This is a genomic window from Paraburkholderia phymatum STM815 (assembly GCF_000020045.1).
Lineage (GTDB): Bacteria > Pseudomonadota > Gammaproteobacteria > Burkholderiales > Burkholderiaceae > Paraburkholderia > Paraburkholderia phymatum.
Genome location: NC_010625.1, coordinates 1,567,718 through 1,585,736, shown reverse-complemented (window position 1 = coordinate 1,585,736; position 18,019 = coordinate 1,567,718). Strand labels below are relative to the sequence as shown.

General features: G+C 56.5%; 14 protein-coding genes. 9 read left to right on the top strand and 5 right to left on the bottom strand.

What is annotated here, in order from left to right:
- Positions 1 to 34 precede the first annotated feature (34 nt).
- The 4 genes from BPHY_RS38980 to BPHY_RS34470 all read right to left on the bottom strand — a co-directional run bounded on the left by BPHY_RS38980 (position 35) and on the right by BPHY_RS34470 (position 6,347).
- Positions 35 to 1,624, bottom strand: coding sequence for a S8 family peptidase (locus tag BPHY_RS38980; RefSeq protein WP_012406107.1), 1,590 nt, complete (start codon positions 1,622 to 1,624; stop codon positions 35 to 37).
- Positions 1,625 to 1,904: 280 nt separating this feature from the next.
- The gene (locus tag BPHY_RS34480) at positions 1,905 to 3,230 is read right to left on the bottom strand and encodes a hypothetical protein (protein WP_012406106.1); all 1,326 of its coding nucleotides are present in this window, start codon (positions 3,228 to 3,230) and stop codon (positions 1,905 to 1,907) included.
- Positions 3,231 to 3,361: 131 nt separating this feature from the next.
- Positions 3,362 to 4,966, bottom strand: coding sequence for a S53 family peptidase (locus BPHY_RS34475; RefSeq protein WP_012406105.1), 1,605 nt, complete (start codon positions 4,964 to 4,966; stop codon positions 3,362 to 3,364).
- A 619-nt stretch (positions 4,967 to 5,585) separates the two neighbouring features.
- A complete protein-coding gene (locus tag BPHY_RS34470; RefSeq protein ID WP_012406104.1) occupies positions 5,586 to 6,347 on the bottom strand; it encodes a hypothetical protein in 762 nt (253 codons plus the stop codon).
- A 235-nt stretch (positions 6,348 to 6,582) separates the two neighbouring features.
- Between BPHY_RS34470 and BPHY_RS42200 the strand changes: the two genes are divergently transcribed.
- From BPHY_RS42200 to BPHY_RS34440, 7 genes are all read left to right on the top strand, one after another.
- On the top strand, positions 6,583 to 6,726 hold the full coding sequence (locus BPHY_RS42200; RefSeq protein WP_157686897.1) for a hypothetical protein: 144 nt from the start codon (positions 6,583 to 6,585) through the stop codon (positions 6,724 to 6,726).
- 428 nt (positions 6,727 to 7,154) lie between these two features.
- Positions 7,155 to 7,817 carry a hypothetical protein gene (locus tag BPHY_RS34465; RefSeq protein ID WP_012406103.1) on the top strand — a complete coding sequence of 221 codons (663 nt, stop codon included), beginning with the start codon at positions 7,155 to 7,157 and terminating at the stop codon, positions 7,815 to 7,817.
- 74 nt (positions 7,818 to 7,891) lie between these two features.
- Positions 7,892 to 10,237: an McrB family protein gene (locus BPHY_RS34460; protein WP_012406102.1), complete on the top strand. Its 2,346-nt coding sequence runs from the start codon at positions 7,892 to 7,894 to the stop codon at positions 10,235 to 10,237.
- 20 nt (positions 10,238 to 10,257) lie between these two features.
- Entirely contained in the window at positions 10,258 to 11,334 is a 1,077-nt protein-coding gene (gene mcrC, locus BPHY_RS34455) for a 5-methylcytosine-specific restriction endonuclease system specificity protein McrC (protein ID WP_157686896.1), read from the top strand.
- Between the two features lie 256 nt (positions 11,335 to 11,590).
- Positions 11,591 to 12,583, top strand: a complete 993-nt coding sequence (locus BPHY_RS38975; RefSeq protein WP_052306225.1) for a hypothetical protein — start codon at positions 11,591 to 11,593, stop codon at positions 12,581 to 12,583.
- A 110-nt stretch (positions 12,584 to 12,693) separates the two neighbouring features.
- Complete coding sequence (locus tag BPHY_RS34445; protein ID WP_012406099.1) at positions 12,694 to 13,095, top strand: helix-turn-helix domain-containing protein; 402 nt, start codon at positions 12,694 to 12,696, stop codon at positions 13,093 to 13,095.
- A 306-nt stretch (positions 13,096 to 13,401) separates the two neighbouring features.
- Positions 13,402 to 14,040, top strand: coding sequence for a hypothetical protein (locus tag BPHY_RS34440; protein ID WP_157686895.1), 639 nt, complete (start codon positions 13,402 to 13,404; stop codon positions 14,038 to 14,040).
- Between the two features lie 122 nt (positions 14,041 to 14,162).
- On the opposite strand, the gene BPHY_RS34435 is transcribed toward BPHY_RS34440, so the two are convergent.
- On the bottom strand, positions 14,163 to 14,840 hold the full coding sequence (locus BPHY_RS34435; RefSeq protein ID WP_012406097.1) for a hypothetical protein: 678 nt from the start codon (positions 14,838 to 14,840) through the stop codon (positions 14,163 to 14,165).
- A 738-nt stretch (positions 14,841 to 15,578) separates the two neighbouring features.
- On the opposite strand from BPHY_RS34435, the gene BPHY_RS34430 reads away from it, so the two are divergent.
- Together BPHY_RS34430 and BPHY_RS34425 are read left to right on the top strand one after the other, a co-directional pair.
- Positions 15,579 to 15,911 carry a helix-turn-helix domain-containing protein gene (locus tag BPHY_RS34430; RefSeq protein ID WP_012406095.1) on the top strand — a complete coding sequence of 111 codons (333 nt, stop codon included), beginning with the start codon at positions 15,579 to 15,581 and terminating at the stop codon, positions 15,909 to 15,911.
- Positions 15,912 to 16,245: 334 nt separating this feature from the next.
- Positions 16,246 to 17,064 (top strand): abortive infection family protein, encoded by an 819-nt coding sequence (locus tag BPHY_RS34425; RefSeq protein ID WP_012406094.1) that lies wholly within the window; start codon positions 16,246 to 16,248, stop codon positions 17,062 to 17,064.
- Positions 17,065 to 18,019 lie beyond the last annotated feature (955 nt).

Below are 18,019 nucleotides of genomic sequence, written 5' to 3'. Positions count from 1 at the left end.
CGCTATGTTCACGATCGCGAACGTCGGCAAGCGTTTAATTGCCTTCCGCAATAATTTGAACCGCTTTCTTCATCGCAGCCGCGGAAGCATCGAGAAGCAGGCGCTTGACCCCCGCGTCGGTAACGCGTTCTGCAATTTCGTTGGCTGCTAGAGCGGCAAGTAAATCCCGTTTGTTGGCTGAGATTCTTTCCACCTTGGAACCCCAACCCGGATCAACCGGGACAGGCCCCTTCCCTGGAACCCAGATCCAACCAGGGCTATCGTTGATAATCCCAAGGAGAATTTGGACGAAGCTTACGTAACGGTCGCCGAAATCGTGCCATGTGTCCGCCGTAATCTGGGCTTCGATAATCGCGCGAAGATTTGGCATGACTCCAATCCGGTCGGTCGCCGGCATGGCGCTCGGTGTGTTTGCCTCCGGATTGCTGAGCAGATCTCGGATGCTGCTTGGGTCATAAGTGCCGCTTCGAACTTCGCGACGCCACGATTGCAGCAGTAACGCTGCACCTGCAACGATCGGCGAAGCTCCCGAAGTGCCCCCGAATGATGGGGTATAGGCGGTCGTGCTGCTTCCCTGCCAGCCGTCGCCCGTCGTGTCAATGTTCTCGCCCCACCCGAAGCAGTCAATCCGGCTCCCAAAATTCGAGAAGTTGAGGCGCGCGTGTGGTGCGGCCGAACTTGCGGCCCCAACCATGATCGCTCCTGAATCCTTGTAGTTTCCGCTCGAGCGATTCAACACGTAGTTGCCCGCGTTGTCGGTGAATGTATCGAGATCGTGCGAACCGTTTCCGGCGGCCTCAACCACGACAATACCTTGACCGGTTGCGTGGTTGATCGCGTCGAATACCGCAGCCTCGACTTCTACAGGAAGATAGCTGAGGCCGTTCTGCGACGTCTGGGCTTCGAGCAGGAGAATGTCACCTGGGGACATCACGTCGGTGGCGGACAAGATCGCAGCGGCGGTGTCATAGCTCGTCGCAGTCCGCCATTGTGAAACGACACGCGCACTGCATCTCGGCGCAATTCCCACTCCACCGATCTGATTGTCTACAGAGGTGATTTCCCCGAGTACGGCCGTGCCATGTCCGGGATAAGCCTGATTGAGGCCGGAAATGATTGTGATGCCCGCGCCCGCCAGATCCTCATGATTAAGTGTCCAGCCTTGCTCCATATCAACAAAACCAACCCCCGTGCCGTCAGCGGTATTCCATGTCCAGCGGGCGTCAATACCCCCAGGTGCCGCATCAAGATATCCTTGGTTTGCCGAGCGTGGGTCGTCCGCTGGGTTGACAGGCGGTGGTGTGGGGCCACCTTCGAGATACGCAATTTCGACCTCGTTCCGCGCGGTAAGCTGACGCACGATCTTATCGGCTTTCGCCTCTGCAGGTAGTGAGATAGCCACGTAGCGTCCGAGCACGGCCTGTGCCTTAGCTGAGAGCGGTTCATTCTCGCCGAGCACTTCGAAACGGGCTTTCGGAACGACCTGCTTCAGCCGATCCGCCGCAAAGCGCCTGAGTTCGGCCGGCTGAGCACCGGCGGAATGCTCTGGCGCAAGCTTGATGATGATCCGTCTCGGGATCTCGGTGGCTGCAGCTTTTGGCTGCTTACCTGCGATAATCGCCATGTAACTTCTCCCGTTTTATGAGGGATTTCTCGAAGTACCGACCTACAAATAGATCGGTTGTCCTCGGGTGCACACGCCTTCAGCAGATCGATGCCTCCGAGCACGCTTAAGCGAGTAGTAGATAGGAATGCCCTATTGGACGCCATGCAGTCAGTTTGCCTCCCTGTGTCGGGTCGCGAGTTCAAGCCGGACCCTGGTCAGCTTGGTCACCAGCGCGGCAGCATGTCCCTTTTGCGGCTTTCATTGGCCGAGGGGGCCGCTAAGCCCGCTCGCTTCGCGCTCACTTGCCTTTGCTCAACTCGGGTTCGGGCGACGAGGATGGTTTCTCTGACGGCAGGATCGCGCCCACGACGCGCTCGATGAATTCGAAGAACTTGTCGACGCCATAGCCCGCAACAAATGCCAACGCCAGTGGCGGAAGCGACTTGCTTCCCTCTAGAAAGCTGGTGAAGAGTCCAATTGTGATGCCGATAATGACCGCCGTCGCGATTTGCGCCAGGTTCACAATCGGGGATTTGCGTAAGTGATATGTGCTCGTTCCCGTTTCCGACCAGATTCGCCGCAAAACAGCAGCGCAAGCACCGAGTGCAGCGTACAGTACAGGAAGAACGAACCCCACGACCGATCCACCGAAGTTGTTAGCGTCTGCCTTCAGCTTCAGCGCAATTTCGCGGACGTCCTGGTACACGGCAATTTTCTGGAACCCCTCTTGCACCTGATCCAGGGGCGGCCTTGGCGCGGGTCGTGCGTGGGGGATCGGTGGATCGTCCGGCACATCAGTGGTGCCGACATGTAGCAGGGGCAGCTTGATCTCAAGGTTCGCTCTCAATCCGTCCGCCGAGCACATCCAGAAATTGGTGTCCTGATTGGTAACAGGCTCCACCATGCCGACATCCTTGGTGTAGCAATTGCCCATGTACTCGTCGCGTTGCCAGATCTCTGTCTTTTTATCAAACCTCAAGTATCCGAGAAAATTCATGACGCGGTTAAGGCCGTCGATATCCGAATATAGCTGGCGCATGCTGATGGCAAACTTCTGGATATTCTCCTTCAGTTCCCGCGCCATTTGAGAGTTGACAAGATGATCGCTCGCGTGCTCCTTGTCATTCAAGCTCTCGCGCGAGTCCCAAACTTGCAGAATGAACGCTTGCGTTTCGTCGTGGATCGACAGGGCGAGCTTATCGTTCGATTCGACCTGCTTGTCGATATCTGCCGTGAACTGGTTGAAGATCAACATCAGACATGACAGCGCAATTACAAGCACGGCAATGAAGGCTGCAATACAGCCATAACGCCACATCGATCTCTGCGCCATTGTCGGCGCTCGACGGCTGAGCGTCTCTCTCGTCACCGGTGAAACCGCTTTTGAAATCGCGGCATAGGCCTCGTAAAAGGACGCGATATCGACGGCGATCCAGACGTTTTTCGACCGCGCATCTACTGCACGGCCCACGGCGCTGAGATGCTTTTCCTGAATCTCAATGCCATGCTGTGCGGCAAACGAAAGTAGCCGCTGGCAAACAGACACGTCGCGAGCGAGGCCATAGACAGAAGAGGAGCCTGGAACATAGTCGGCGCTCGGTGGTGGGGATCGTTTATCGTTCATCTCCGCTCTCTAACCGGACCTGCCCAAGGCCGGCATGTCTGTTGTCGGGCGGGGCGCCAAGTGCGGTGGCTCTCGTTTTCCGCACCTGGCTCGGGCCCGCCTGCCAACGGCTCTTCCTCAAGACGCCAGCGTTACGCCAAGTGATTCAGGATCGCCGTGCCGTCCGGGGTGCCGAGTCCTGTACATGCGTCCCAGCCACTGGCCGCTTGGTACCCCTTGATTGTGTTCTTGATGGCATTGGTTCCAGACGTCACATCATTAAAGATGCCCTTTGACGCGTTCGCGTACAGGAACGGATTCAGGAAGCCCACGTTCTTCGCCTTGCCCTGGTTAAGCTGAGCGACAAGGGCAGCCATCAACGGCGCGACGGCGCTGGTCCCGCCCGACGGTCCTTCTGAGGTATCGACACGCGTAAAGTAGTTCGTCGCACTCATCGCAATGTCTGGAACGCCGCGGCCTGCCGTCCCAGAGTCAATCGACACGGGATCGATGCCTGCATTCTTTTGATAGGCCGGTACTGGAAAAGCCGCGCTGACTCCGCCCCCGGTTGCCCATCCGCCACCGCCTTGCACGTTGACGTTGAACGGTGTGCCGTCGTTCCATACGACGTCCCTGCCGCCCGTGATCTGCGTCCCGCCGCATCCGAGCACAAGGTCGTCACAAGCAGGATGGTTCACGTGAATCTTGCCGTCCCAGTGGCCAGCGTCCAGATTGGCAGTCCCATGATCGCCCGATGCCGCACACACGGTAATCCCCAGCGAAGCCGCCGCGGCGAAAAGCTCGTGATAGGCTTTGAGACCTTGCTCGTCCGTCGAGACCTCGGGACTGCCCCAGCTGATAGATATCACGGAAGGTTTTCTTTCTGAATCGTGGACTGCAGCGCTGATTGCGTCCAGGAAGCCTTGATCGCCGATATTAGGCGCAAAGTACACGACGTATTTGGCTTTGGGCGCCACTGCACCTGCAACTTCGATGTCGAGCATTACCTCCCCATCGTCAGAGTCCGGCGTAGACGGATGATTACCAGCGTGGTCAATCGAAACGGATGACACCTGCGGCGTCGGCACGCCGATCTCCTTGAAGAACGCGTTGAGATCGCTTCTCCGATAACCTCCACCGAGTTCGATGATCCCAATGGTTTGTCCGGTACCGTCCAGTTGTGGCGGGAAGTTGTAGCGCTTTGCGAACACCGTTGCAGCCACGCCGTTACCATTGCCCGGCCCATTCTGCGCCGCGCTTTTCTGGCGATGTGGTTCTCGATGCTTTGGACGTGTGTCGAAGCCGAATACGCCCGTGACGATCTTGCTTAATTCCTGTGGCAGCGAAATCTCGCCTCGCCTTCCGCGGTATGTGCCTGCAGCGTGGTGGTACATCTGCACATCTGCATGAAAGGCTCCGAGCAGATCGCCTAGTCTGCCTTGCAACACAACGGCGCGCTCGCCTGCACTTCGATGGGCTACCTTGAGGTCATGTTGCTGAGCGAAGTGCTCAATCATGTCGAGATCTTCTTTGCTTGCACCGTGCTGCTCGGCCAGTTCTTCGTGCGTTAGGTATTTGCGATCCGCAAGCGGAGTTTTCGCAAGTTCATACGCCTTTTGAACTAGCGTGGCGGGGTCGCTAACCGATCGAATTCGCACGGTGACGCTTGCCAGGGTCGACGGATCGACGGGTCCTGCGAGTCGCGAGTTCGGTAACACGTTTTTCTGGCTTCCGGGCAGCGGAACGTATTGAGCCATGGTGAAGTCTCCTTCAACAGTATCGACATACAACGGGCCGTTTCAGGTTTGGCACCTCATAAAACGGACAACGCCATGCGGCGCTTCTGTTTGAGAAAAGCGCGAGCACTGTATTTCTCGACACGACGTGATGTCAGCTTGACGGCTAAGGACTGCTGCGACGTTATGATCAGAGGTGCGCGGCGGTCAGATTTAGATTTCGCTTTTTTGCCTGAGTAAGGCCGGCACATCTGAAATCGTAGAAACCTGATGCATCAATTCAAAGCGGTTTACGTGTGCTTGCCCACATATGGGTTCGGTATTTGTAATGAAAGCAGCATTTAAGTGTTAGCGCCGCTGCGCTAAGATTCCCGACGAAAGATCGGGAGCGCAATGAGTCTATGACATTGAGGCGGAATATCTGGCAGAGCGTCGTGCACGGGCCAATGTTTGTGATGGGCCTCTCTCCGGTATTGCCTCCTCAGGCGGCGGCATCGGATCAGCATGCTTCGCTCTGGGTGTTCTCAGTTGGCTGAAGCGGTCTGGCGCGTGGAAATCTTTCGACTTATCTGGGCCGCGCCCCGAAAACACACTTGGTGATTAACCCTACCTGTTGATCGCCAGGTGCGCCGCCGAATCGCTATTGGGGCCGCGCTGGCGCCGGTCGCGCCGCGGGCCGCGGCTCCATTGTTGCAAGCAGGCGCTCCAGGAACGGAGGGAGCACCAGGCACAGACGAATCCGCTGGTTCATCTCGCCGCGGTATGCGTCCAGTTTGGCTGGGTCGAAATGTCCGCCAACGTAAGCCGTACCAACCTGCTCGAGTGCGACCCGGCTTGCGATCGTCAATTTTCCACAATGGCTGAACGCGTTGTAGTGCTTCATGGCGGCGCGCATGTGTGCTAAGGCACCACTGTTTACTCCAAGCGTGCCGGCGTTCCATTCGAGCTGCTCGATTGCTTTGTGTCCCTGCGTGCGGTGATCGTCATTGTCGACTTTCTCCCAATAGCGTGCTGTGACCGGTGGTTGATTCCTGTTCTTCTTGATGATCAGTGGCGCATCGGCTGAGCACAGGATTGACATGGCGATTCCTTCGACCGCCTGTCGCATCAGGTTTCCCGCTGCAGGCAACTTTCCCGCGAACAGCAGTTTTGTCGACGTGACGATGTCGTCCAGGACGCCGTACGCAAACGCGGTGACTAGTGCGGTTTGCATGGTCTTAGACCGATTGGCGGCTGCGTTGAGCGCGGGTATGAGCCGGAAACAGACCGCCAGCGCGACTGCTAGCTCAGTGAGCTCGCCGTCCAGATGCGCTGCGAACTCGGCCCGGACGTGGGCATCCTCGTCGAGCAATTCGCGTTTGACCGCTTCTGGGTTGGACAGGTCAACTACGGGTGGCGCCATGGGGCCTCCTATTTGCCCTGAGACCTACTCGAGTAACGCCGCCGAAAGCTAGGACGCTGCCTGCGGCAGGTCGCGCGATTGTAGCGTCGGGAATACCCGAGCGCCACGGCCACCGATCGCTCACTGTCGCTCTGCGCTCAGTGGCGCAAAGAGGCTGGCTGGCGCTGTTTCGAATAGCGATCCGCACGGTACTCCGGGAAGCCGAGAGACCTTTGGCAAGCTTTAGGACCATTGCGTGACCGAGCAAGTCACCAAATTCGCACGTCGCGCAGCAATCTCCACCGAACAAAAACTCCGTGCACAGCAGGCAGTTTTCAAGGCGGTCGAAAATCTCCCTGCATTTGAACGAGATTTTGGTCGCTATGAAATTTGCCATTGAATAACGGTAGATTTTAAAAAGACAAATTTATTGTCGAAAATCGTAACGATTTTAGTGGACTTCTGTCTTTCCGAGATGGTAAAAATCGTCTGTCGCTCTCGGCAGAGTAGTATTCGTTGCCGTATCTGATCTGATCAGTTTCACGAAATGAATAGCAGGCCGCGGCTCGCAGGAAAGGTGGCGTCAAGCCCGCGCGACAAGCCTTGCCGGCTGTCGTCGTCAGAGGAAAGCCTGTGTCTGTGAGATTGAACGTTATTTAAAGGTAATTCGACCATTCCATAGAGTTCATATCGGAACATGCTTTGCTGCCGAGCTATACACATTTGCAGGAGAAATTAATCTGGACATGAGCTTCGGATTAGTTTGCCTGTGCAGTCTACGTATTCGTTGCGCCAAACCGCGCCAAACTAAATTAACTGGAAATAATCATGAAAGGTATGAATCGCATCCCCGCTGGCCTGGTCCCTGTCGCGCTCGGCCGCCTGGAAGAACTCAAGTCTTTTGAGGCGACTTTCAAACAGGCAGCTGGTCTGCCCGGTGACATTCCTGTACTGACGTTCCCGCTGCGGCAGAGTGAATTTCGATGCGTTTCGCAGCAGCAGGGCGCCGGAAATTTCGGTTTTGGGCGCGTCGAGCTTGAAGACGGCTTGCTTATGTCGATGCGCCTCCAAATGGGAGGTGTGCAGTTCTACTGGCTGGCCGAAATGACGGACCCGGAACTGTGGGCGGCGATCGACATGTGGCGACGTTACCAACGTGTTCCGATCGCGCTGAAGATCGAAAAGGGCAACAACCTTTGGGACATGGCGTTTCTCACCATGGATATCGAGGTGGAAACCCTACAGGATGAAAAATATCGGTGCGCACCCCGGCGTGTGGCGACACCGCACGATTGGAAGACAATATCCGCTCTGGTCACTGGCTTCATGCAGATGCAGGCGACTACAGACATCCCGGGAATCCCGCTGAAGCATGCTTTCGCTGCCGGGCTTCTGACGAAGCAATTCGAGGAAGTGGCGGAGCAAGAGCCGCTGGTGAAAAAGGCCGTGATCGTAAAGACGACTAACGGGGGGCGTATCCTCATCGGGTAGGCAATACGACAAAACTCTCACAAATGCGCGACTGCGACAGTCGCGCATGTCTATTGTCGCGAAGTAACAGGTCAATGCGCCGCGACACTTCGCTCGGTTTGGAGCTCTTCAGCGAACCGGTTGATCATGTATTCTCTGTCGTCGAACTCGTCTACGCGCTAGGCGTACTCGATTGCATGCCCCATGAGTCGGATCCACAGAAAATGACGAATATATTGACCAACGAGCAGTTGCTGGATATCTGGAAAAGCGGGTTTAAAACGTATCGCGACGAGCCGTGGGCAATTCAGTGGCGCCAACGCTATGCCGAGCAGGTGCGCATGGCGAAAGACGCGCCGCGTGACGCCTGGATGAAAGCAGCATTCCAGGAGTCTCTGTGGGATGACAATCCGGTCGCGAATATCGGGCCGGGCAAGTCAGTCACCGTAACAGGAGCCTTTTCCGACACGGAACTGGCAGCCGACCTATTCAATGCGCGCGACTCCATGCCGGAAGGAGACGTGCAAGTTCGCAGTAAATGGCTGGAGCAGCTCTACACCAAGGTGCTAAAACGCGTCGCGGACAAGAAACACGCAACGCGTCGCCCAAAGGCACGACTGATACGTCTGCTCGCCGCCGTTTTTCCCGAGGACATGACCTGCCTGATGGACGAGCGTCGACTGTGGCAAGTGCTGCGCCTACTCGGGCTACATCGCCTCCCTGGCAACTTCGTGGCACAGCACACCCTCATCCGGAAGCATCTACGTGATGTGCTTGGCGCCACGGCGACGGTGGAAGAATCAGTCGACCAAGCGATCCTGCCTTGGTATCTCTGGGAAACATACATCAAAAGCCCGGACGAGGGAGGAAGCGAACAGCCGAACATGGGAGAGGCGGACGACATTCCCGAAATCTCATTCTTGCCCGTGGATGCGCAGCGTCGCAGCCTCACGTGTGTAAGCGATAATGTCGGGCTGCTTGTTGCGATTGTTCGTGAAACCGAGCACGGGCTCAGCCGTGAGGATTTGATCTCCTTGATCATGCAGGAGGCGCCTCAGCTGAAAAGCGGCAGCGCGGTGAACATTATCTCTCAGGCACAGGGTGGCCTCGGACTTATCACACTGACTGATGGCGGGTATCGTCCCACTTCTCGTGGACTCGACCTGCTTGTCGCACCTGATCCAATCGATGTTCTGCGCGGCCCTCTGATCGGCCGTGTGTTCGGCATGGGACATCTGCTGAACTGGCTCTCGCGGGAGCCGGAAGGAATGACGCCCGCGGTTCTCACGGCGAAGCTTCAGGCGCTCGTCCCGACCTGGACCTCGAGGCAACCTGCCGCTTACCTTATTGCGTGGGCCAAAATGGTCGAACTCGTTCACCCGAAAGAATCCGAGGCCGGTTCCAGGCTGGTTCTTACAGACGAGGGCGCAGACTACGTAGCGGCACTGCCCAAGGACTTCGAGAAGCGCTGGCAAATTCGAGGCAGTGCAGTTGAAGCGCTCGCGGACATCATTGCGGTCCCGCAAGCTGTCGATAGCAGCAGCGCAGGCGTCAGCGCTATGTACACTGTAGAAAGCATCATCGAGGACGGATGCTTCATTCCGCAGGAAGAACTGAGCGCGATGCTTCGGCTGCTCAAGAACAAGAGCAATCTCATCCTGCAAGGTCCCCCAGGGACAGGGAAAACCTGGCTGGCCAAGCGGTTGGGTTACGCTCTGCTAAATCGCAAGGACTACAGCCGTCTCGTCTCCGTACAGTTCCAGCCATCATTGTCCTACGAGGACTTCGTTCGCGGCTGGCGCCCTGGTGCTGACGGTCGTCTCGACCTCATTGACGGTGTCTTTCTCGAAGCAATCGCTCAAGCGCAACGGAGCCCCGAACCGTATGTCGTCGTGATCGAAGAGATTAACCGCGGCAATCCCGCACAGGTGTTCGGAGAGTTGCTCACTCTGCTCGAGCATGACAAGCGGAAGGAAGAGGAAGCACTTCGACCAGCCTATGTGCGTTCCCCGGAAGAGCGAATCTACATCCCGAAGAATCTTTATGTGATCGGCACCATGAACGTCGCCGACCGCTCGCTTGCGTTGATTGATCTTGCGTTGCGTCGTCGTTTCGCATTTGCCACGTTGACGCCTGCCTTGGGCTCCCAATGGCGTGACTGGTGCATGACGCACGGAGGTTTTTCGAATGATGACGCCAACGACATTTCCATGCGGATACAACGGTTGAACGAACGTATCACCAAGGACCGGTCGTTGGGCGAACAGTTTCGCATCGGCCATAGCTTCGTCACACCCGCACAGGAAGCGAAGATCGACAACGCCAGGGCCTGGTTTGCGGAAGTCGTCAAGAGTGAAATCGAGCCTCTGCTACGTGAATACTGGTTCGACGATCCTGACAAGGTTGAAGAGGCACGCAAGGAACTCGTCGCCAACCTGTAACCGTCTTGGTACGCATATTCGTGACGACTCCGATACCAATCAAAAACCTATGGTTTTTGTTGTCTTACGCACACAACCTTGCGCGATTTGCCGACCGGCTACCGGTGGAAATTGGCGAGCAGGACGACATTCCCGAGTTGCTCGGGCGGCTGCTCGCGTTCCTCGTCGAGCGTCGAATCAAGCGAAATTTGACACGCGCATATCAACCTCGCGAGGCGCGGCTCACGCGCGTTCGCGGACGCATTGATCTGGTGAAGACGTTGTCCGCGGGTGAATTGCAACAGGGCCGGATTATCTGTCGCTTTGAGGAGCTTGACGCTGATACCCCGCGGAATCAGCTTGTGCGCTACGCCCTTGCGCACATTGCTTCGACTGTCCGGGACCAAGCGCTCGAACGTCGCTGCGGTTTGCTCGCATCTGAACTTGGTCGCCTGGGTGTGTCGTTTCGGCGCCCATCAAGGTCGGAAATGGCTCGAGAGCAGATTGGGCGAAACGACGCCGACGATGCCGCGCTCATCGTAGTTTCCAATCTCGCGCTTGACCCGCGCCTGCCATCCGAGGAGTCGGGCGACTCGCGGGTCGCCCGGCTTCAAAGAGATGAGCGGCTACTACCGTATATCTTTGAGAAAGCCATCGCCGGATTCTATATGCATGAGCTTCCGAATAAAGAGTGGCGGGTACGACCTCAAAAGGTACTCGCCTGGCCGGTGGCGTCACCCACGCCTGGTTTGCACGACCTGCTTCCTGGCATGCAAGCGGATATTGTGATTGACAGTCGGATCACGAACCGCCGCGTCGTCGTCGATACAAAATTCACGGATATTCTTACCAGGAATCAGTTTGGTACGCAGCGGTTCAAAAGCAACTATCTATACCAGATGTTTGCTTACCTTAGATCGCAAACGGGTTTTGGCGACAAGCACGCGGAGGAAGCGGAAGGACTGCTTCTTCATCCCTCGGTCGGACTTCACGTGGACGAGTCGTTCTTCGTGCAGGGCCACCGGATGAGGTTTGCAACCGTTGACCTTGGAGGGGAGATTCACAGCATCCATTCGGCGTTGGCGGCCTTGGTTTCGGCCGAACCAGCCCGCGCTTGAGTTTCGACATCCCGTGCCACATTGTTCCGTGATCATGCGGCAGTTGGAGGTGTGGCAGATCACTTCCTCCAGATACCTGAAGGGGCAGTTCAAGGAGTCACCGGAGGAGAGCAGGTTCTCACTAAAAGAAAATCTCGTCTTGAGTCTCCATTAAAATTTCGGCGTCGTTGGTGGCAGATGCCCACTCACAGTCGCTACCTTGGCTGCTTCATCAATCGAATTTCATCGCTCGTCGCGGCATGTGGAAAAATGAGAAATGAGTAAATTGTTCAAACTCAGGGAATGGTTGACTCTTGATGAAGCAGCGCGGCATTTGTCCGTGGTGGTGTCCGAGCAAGTGACACCCTCGGATATATTGCGTCTGTGTCTCGACGGGCACCTGGTTCTGTCGGTGAACTTCGTGAATCACTCACAGGCGAAACGCGGAAAGGTCGTGGGGGTGGAGGATGCCGAGTGGCAGGAATTTCCCCCGGGTATGACGAAACTGTTTCCGGGGCTTCCCGAAAGTGAAGACGACAAACCGATCCGGTACATGAGGAGCCTGAATCTAGACGACGAAAGATTCCTCACGCTCGAGAGCGAAGTACAAAAGATCGAGGGGGTTTGGGATCTGCCACTCATCGGTAGTGAACGGCTGGATATCGAGCACAAGTTTCAACTCCTCACGGGCGGTCCAGCCGTCACCCTCACGTGTCTGGACGGTGCATTTGTGCAACAGAATGCTTCCGAGATGTGGCAACTCATGGAAAGCTTCGACGATAACGAATTTCATCGTGGGTCAAACGCTGCCAAGAAGAAGCTTGAACTTCGAATAGCGCTCCAGGAATTGAGCGAGGAGGAGGCGCAACGGCTGATGATGCAGCATGCCGAAGACCGGAAGAAGTTCCTCGCGGACCGGAAGTCTTGGCTTGATCCAGACAGTTATTATCCCGCCGGTGCTCTGCCCGATGATGCTGTTCTTGTGGTTCGCACAGCGGCGCTCAGGGAATTTGAGCAGTCGTTGCAGGGGGCTCCCGGAGGTGAGCGCCTAGGCCGCCGGGAAGAGACCACGTATTTGAACATCATCGGAGGCTTATTGCACCTGCTGCTCGGGAAATCTCCCGGCAGCGGGAAGAAGTATTCGTCATTCGCGAGTCAGGACGCGGTGATCAGCGGTCTACTAGCGCATTTCGACGGGGCACCCGGGATTTCGAAGCGAACGTTAGAAAGCAAGTTTGCGGAGGCAAAGCGGAGCATTGATGCTTGTTGATGCCGCAATTGCGGAGTCGTGTTCCGTAGTTGCGGTGTTGAATCACCCATGCTCGGAAACAATCCGGTCTGTGCTGCGGAATTCGCCGCGGCCGTTCTGGAGACGTCAAGATGTCCGAAAATGTGCAGCAAAATGAGCCTCCGCTACTACATCAGATGGAGAAGAACGGCGACAAGCACCAAGTCGCCGTTGGTGGCGTCGTCTTAAACTCCGGTGTCGTCATCGACAACCGTGCCTCTCCGTCGGTCCGGACGAAGATCCTCGAAGAAATCCTTGCTGGAAACGGCGGTAACGATTCGCGAACACAATGTGCGCGGCTGCTCACGGCCCTATTCCGGTTGGGCAGTGTTACGACCTTTGAGGCTAGTCGGTATCTGGATATTTACCATCCGCCCGCAAGGAAGCGCGATCTGGTTCAGCAAGGCTATCTGATCAAAACCCGGAGCAGGGCAGAAAGGACGGAGTGTGGGAGTATTCATCGGATCGGTGAATACTGTTTCGTTAATCCTTGAGAGGGCGAAGCCGCCGGGCAGTCCGGAAACCACCGGTGCTTCAGTTTGCAGGCGAATTCAGCGAGGACGTCATCGACTGACCGTCCTCGTCGCCATGCTAAACGGCCAATGTGCTGTTGGCCCTCAAGGAAGACATCATGGTGCCGATATTGAATGATAGTCTGCCCCTCACCCCGAGGTCCGGTGATGCCACGAATCAGTCAAGCAGTAGAGCGCCATGACGTAGTGAACGTGAAATGCAACACATCGCCGATTGTCCGTCTCTACATAAACCTCTTCTAATCACTATGCCCCTTGGAGGAACACATGCCCGGGATTGCGCTGGACAGTGTGGCGATATTTCAACGAAAAGTGTCGACCTTTAGCGCCTCATATATTGCGGACTGGAGGGATTGGATTTCTACTCCGCCGCATGCCAAGCCCGCTCGCCTTGGAAAAATCTTGCGAAAGTGGCAAGCGTGTCGTCCAAACACAATGCGGAGGGATGAACTCTCGGCGGGACATGAGCCACCGTATCTCGATGACCTTATCGCCCAGGCTGCACCACATGTTGAAGTTCTATCAACCTTCGATATAGCTCAATTTTCACCCATTGGTGATCGTGCATACGTCCTCGCGCTCGACGCGCTATGGAATGTGTTCGAGCATCTTTCTTATGAGGGAAGGGCGCGTGCTGGCCTCGCTGGTTCAGTCGGGATATCGAAGGCCGTCATGCTCATTACGGACGGGCGAGTTGGACCGGCGTTTGACAGCGAGGTCAGATCAGCCTTGAAGATTGGGAAGATCAGCAACGCTTCAGAATGGCAAAATGCGCTGCTGAGGGTCAGTGAAGATATCCAGGCATTTGAGAAAGAAGCGGGTTTGGCCTTTTCAACAGCGAAACCACCAGGGTTCGAGGCGCTCGAAAACGGCAGAGTATACGATATGGCTCTTGGGCCTCGTTGAGCGTCATATGACGAGTTTCAGACTCAGTTGAAGAGAAAGTGCGGGGAGCATCGCCCATCGAGGTAGACCCGCCCCAGTGATTGTCCGCTATGTGCGCCGTACGCACGCGCTGATGTTTCCGTTCAGCGGGACGATGCCGTTGCCGTGGTGGATTGAGTTGCTGACGCAGCTGGAGCACTGGCTGCCGCTACCCCAATTGCGAGCGTCGGTGCACTTGCGGGGCCGGCATCCATTGCCTTCGCAGTTGCCTGCACCTGCTCAGCACGCTTTTGTTCGAGTTGTGTGATGGCTGTGACCATTTCCTTCGCGTTGTCGTTATGCTCGGCGACGCGCTGGAGGCGTTCCATCACCTGAGGCAACCACTTCGGCTTGTACTCGGGCTTGATGGTGTCCGGGTCGTCGAAGTGGAAGTCCGTACCACCACCGAGGGCGCCGAAGTTGCGCTCAACGGCGTCGACCAGCAAAACCTTCTCGTCTTCTTTCCCCGGGCAGGTCTTCGTGTCCAGGATGACGGCGTGACCTGCCGTGCGGTCGAGGTCCGGCGGCAGAACGCGCTCATCGCTGCGCCCCGCATTGATTGTCTCAGGCCAATCGCGAACATACGGCACGATGAGACCGCTGTAATGGCACTTCGAATCTGCCTTGTACCACTGTGGATGGAAGCCGACGACGGTCACCGTCTCGCGCTCCTCCGGAGCCTTGTGAAGAGGATAGGTCTGATCCGGCCACAGAACGACACTGCCAACTAGCGCGCCAGCGATGTAGATGGCGTGTGCCGCCCCGAAAATGATGTCAAACATGACTTAAATGAACTATTGAGCACACTGGGATGGTGGAATGTTCTGTTTCGCACACCACCTGGCGCGATAGATATCGGTCATTGACGGCTGTATAGACACTTCAGGTTGCGCGACAGGCGCCCTTGGGAAGCCGGCAACATCATTCCATGTGCGAATACCTGTCTCCTGGCAGTTCTTGTACCCCGCGCTGCAAGCGTTATACGCAGCGTTAGCAGCTGTTTGCTCCGACTCGTAACCGGTTTGCCACGCGCACCCACCGTCACCGCACACTAGTGCACCATATCCCGGTCCACGACTTCGGTCCAACACAGCACACTTTTGAGCGAGCTTCGCGTGCCCGTTACGCCGCGCCGCTGCTCGACAGGCGGACAACGCCACGTTGTCTGCGTGTGTTTGCGTGTCGTAATTACTCGCCCAAGACAATGTCGAGTTGTCGGCTGGAACTGCCGAGATCGATGTAAAGGCAAAAGCGCTTGTGCAGAACAAAAGCGACGCAAAAAGACAGCCCGCCAGTTTCACGTTTGCTCTCACTGTATTTATTTTCTCCAATCTACCCCGTAGACCGTGCGCTTAGTCGGTCAGCCCTCGACCCCACTAACTAGAGTCTGGTCCAGACAGCGCGCAGCATTTGCATGTGTCGCAAACATCTCTCGCCGGTGTTTGAGCGGATTGTGCACGATCGCCCGATATTACGAATTTCGTAGAGAAGCGGCAAGTCAAATCTGCGATTTTCGTAGAATGATCAAAAAGGAACCAGCCACCGTCTTCGGGCGCCGTCTTCGAGCAGCGCGGCTGCAGGCAGACATCCCCCAAGACAAGCTCGGAGTCAAGATTGGGCTGGATGAAGGCACTGCGAGCGTCCGGGTGAGCCGCTATGAGACTGGTGTGCACGAACCGCCGTTTGGCATAGCTGTGAAATTAGCTGCAGCGCTCCGGATACCGGCCGCATATTTCTATTGCGAGGATGATGAACTCGCCGATGTCGTGCTCGCTTGGGGGCGTCTTACGAAAGCTGAGCGTAAACGTCTCAAGCCCCTCATCACTGCGGAACTCGGGAAGGGGGCGGGTTAGATCACGTCGCAGCCTATCGCAGCGAATTCCTTTGCCGCCGTGGACCCCATCCTAAACAGCTCGCTTGATAAATCACCCAGTCGTTGCGTTTGAGAATCCGTGACATTCCTGTGTTGACGTCCCCTTGAAGCAGGGGGCTCCGACATCAAGTGCGGAGATAGCAAATCGTCAGCTGTGGGTGGTCGTTACCATCATCGAACTCGTAGACGCAATAGGTTCGTGCTCCAATCGGGGGCGGCGTTGAAGCCGATTGAGACTTGCGCGTAATGCAAATTTCACGCGAAAAACTCGAATATCCATATTGGTAATCATTTACACCCGCGGGGAAAACCGTATGCCAAACCGTCCACCGCTTACCGATGCAATTCTCGTTGCGCTTGCACGTCTTGTCGATGACTCGCAAACCGAGAAGCGGGAGCCTAGTCACTCGGACATCGAATTCCAGATCGACCGGGTGAGACTTTCCTCGGCCGATCCGGGCCGACAAGGAAAACCGGTGGGAAAGTCGAAGCGGGTGAGAGGTGTGCTGAGTTGGGCTCTAAGCAACGACGTTAAAGCTGGAGAAGCGTTGGTCGCAGGGATCATCGCGACTGTACAGGGCTATGGCGGGTTTCGGACAGACTCGACTAACTTTTGCGGTGCCGAGGCGATTGCAAACCTCGCTTCAGCATTCGCGTCTCAGGGATGGGAGCTTAGTCCAGAGGGGGGCCTGCAACCCCGCGTTCTAGCTTCGCTGTCCGGCAAAGAGTTGACGACAGCATTGCGAACCTATGCGCGTCGAGCGCAGCAGGGATCGCTGGACGACCCATTGCTCGCGGGGACGGCGAAGGACCTACTGGAGGCGACGGCATCGCACGTTTTAATGCTGAAGTGGGGCAGCAGTTCAGCGAGCGGAAACTTTCCAACACTCCTTGGGCAGGCATTCACTGCGCTTGCTCTTGCGACCCCGAGTGATCCTATTATTCCGGGGGAGCTGGTCAACAGGCGCGTCGAGCGCGCTGCCTATGATCTCGGTTGTGCGCTCAACGCGCTGCGCAATAAGGAGGGGACCGGTCACGGTCGGGCGTGGGACAGTCGCATCACTCCATCGCAGGCGCGATTCGCCATCGAGTCAATGGGAAGCATCGCACTGCTCATGCTAGATGCGCTGTGATGAAGCTGGAATTGAAAAGGTTCGTCGTGATCCGATCGAAAGCGCGGTGCACCTGGCGACTTCTCGAGCGCTAACGGAAAGTGTGCCGTTGCGACGCTCGGATCCCCGGTCCACTTCTGTAGAAAAGAGCAACCGTCTCATTGGCGGTCTCATTACTGGGCGCGGCATTCCCTCGCGGCACACTCTTGTTTGACGTCGAGGGTCGGCGCCTTCTCGGAAAATTCGGCACGGGATTGCCGTGAACCGGTTCGGTTGCTCTAGGACGTCGCGCGGCGACGTCGATTTTCATTTTGTGGGTGGGGCCTGGATGCATTGCTTTTGACCGGACGGTATGCGCTCGGCAAGATGCTGCGACGAAGGCCTTTCACGCTGCTGCCCACTGCAACACGTTTGAGGAAGCGTAAGAATGTTTTCAATGTGTATTTCAGGTTCGGTGGACTTCCCTCCCGTCGGTTGTGGGACCGAGGTTGGCTCCAGTGTGGGACTCACTTGGTTTGTCAGCGGTGCAGACACGGCCGCCGTGTGAGTCGGAAGCTCTCGCGTTGAAGAAAAGAGCACGACGACACAGATAAGGACCGTGCATACAGCAGCTACAATGAGTCCGTTGTGAGCATATTGTAGACACGCAGACTTGGCCAGATTGGCGGAATGAACCGTATCGCTGGCGTCTTTCCATTGCTCAAGCCACTCACGATATTCTTGCGTTTGCTGCGCTTGGAAAGCGTCGGAAGTCTCTGCCTTCTCTATGCGTGAAAGCAACGCCGGGCCAAAATGTTCGACGCAAGGCGGCAAATTACTGGCTCTCGGCTTTATCGCAAGCAACGCCGCTGCGATGGTAAAGAGTAGTTCGAGCATCACCGCGACTACGCCGACAACCAAGAGCGGCTCTGCGCGACCATCAAAACGCGTATGAACGCAAAAATGGCCGCGAGGAATGCGCCGGCCAACGTTATCG

Excerpts from the sequence above, each read along its gene's own strand:
- BPHY_RS38980 (WP_012406107.1), bottom strand. The coding sequence starts at position 1,624 with ATGGCGATTATCGCAGGTAAGCAGCCAAAAGCTGCAGCCACCGAGATC.
- BPHY_RS34480 (WP_012406106.1), bottom strand. The coding sequence starts at position 3,230 with ATGAACGATAAACGATCCCCACCACCGAGCGCCGACTATGTTCCAGGC.
- BPHY_RS34475 (WP_012406105.1), bottom strand. The coding sequence starts at position 4,966 with ATGGCTCAATACGTTCCGCTGCCCGGAAGCCAGAAAAACGTGTTACCG.
- BPHY_RS34470 (WP_012406104.1), bottom strand. The coding sequence starts at position 6,347 with ATGGCGCCACCCGTAGTTGACCTGTCCAACCCAGAAGCGGTCAAACGC.
- BPHY_RS34465 (WP_012406103.1), top strand. The coding sequence starts at position 7,155 with ATGAAAGGTATGAATCGCATCCCCGCTGGCCTGGTCCCTGTCGCGCTC.
- BPHY_RS34460 (WP_012406102.1), top strand. The coding sequence starts at position 7,892 with ATGCGCCGCGACACTTCGCTCGGTTTGGAGCTCTTCAGCGAACCGGTT.
- BPHY_RS38975 (WP_052306225.1), top strand. The coding sequence starts at position 11,591 with ATGAGTAAATTGTTCAAACTCAGGGAATGGTTGACTCTTGATGAAGCA.
- BPHY_RS34445 (WP_012406099.1), top strand. The coding sequence starts at position 12,694 with ATGTCCGAAAATGTGCAGCAAAATGAGCCTCCGCTACTACATCAGATG.
- BPHY_RS34440 (WP_157686895.1), top strand. The coding sequence starts at position 13,402 with ATGCCCGGGATTGCGCTGGACAGTGTGGCGATATTTCAACGAAAAGTG.
- BPHY_RS34435 (WP_012406097.1), bottom strand. The coding sequence starts at position 14,840 with ATGTTTGACATCATTTTCGGGGCGGCACACGCCATCTACATCGCTGGC.
- BPHY_RS34430 (WP_012406095.1), top strand. The coding sequence starts at position 15,579 with ATGATCAAAAAGGAACCAGCCACCGTCTTCGGGCGCCGTCTTCGAGCA.
- BPHY_RS34425 (WP_012406094.1), top strand. The coding sequence starts at position 16,246 with ATGCCAAACCGTCCACCGCTTACCGATGCAATTCTCGTTGCGCTTGCA.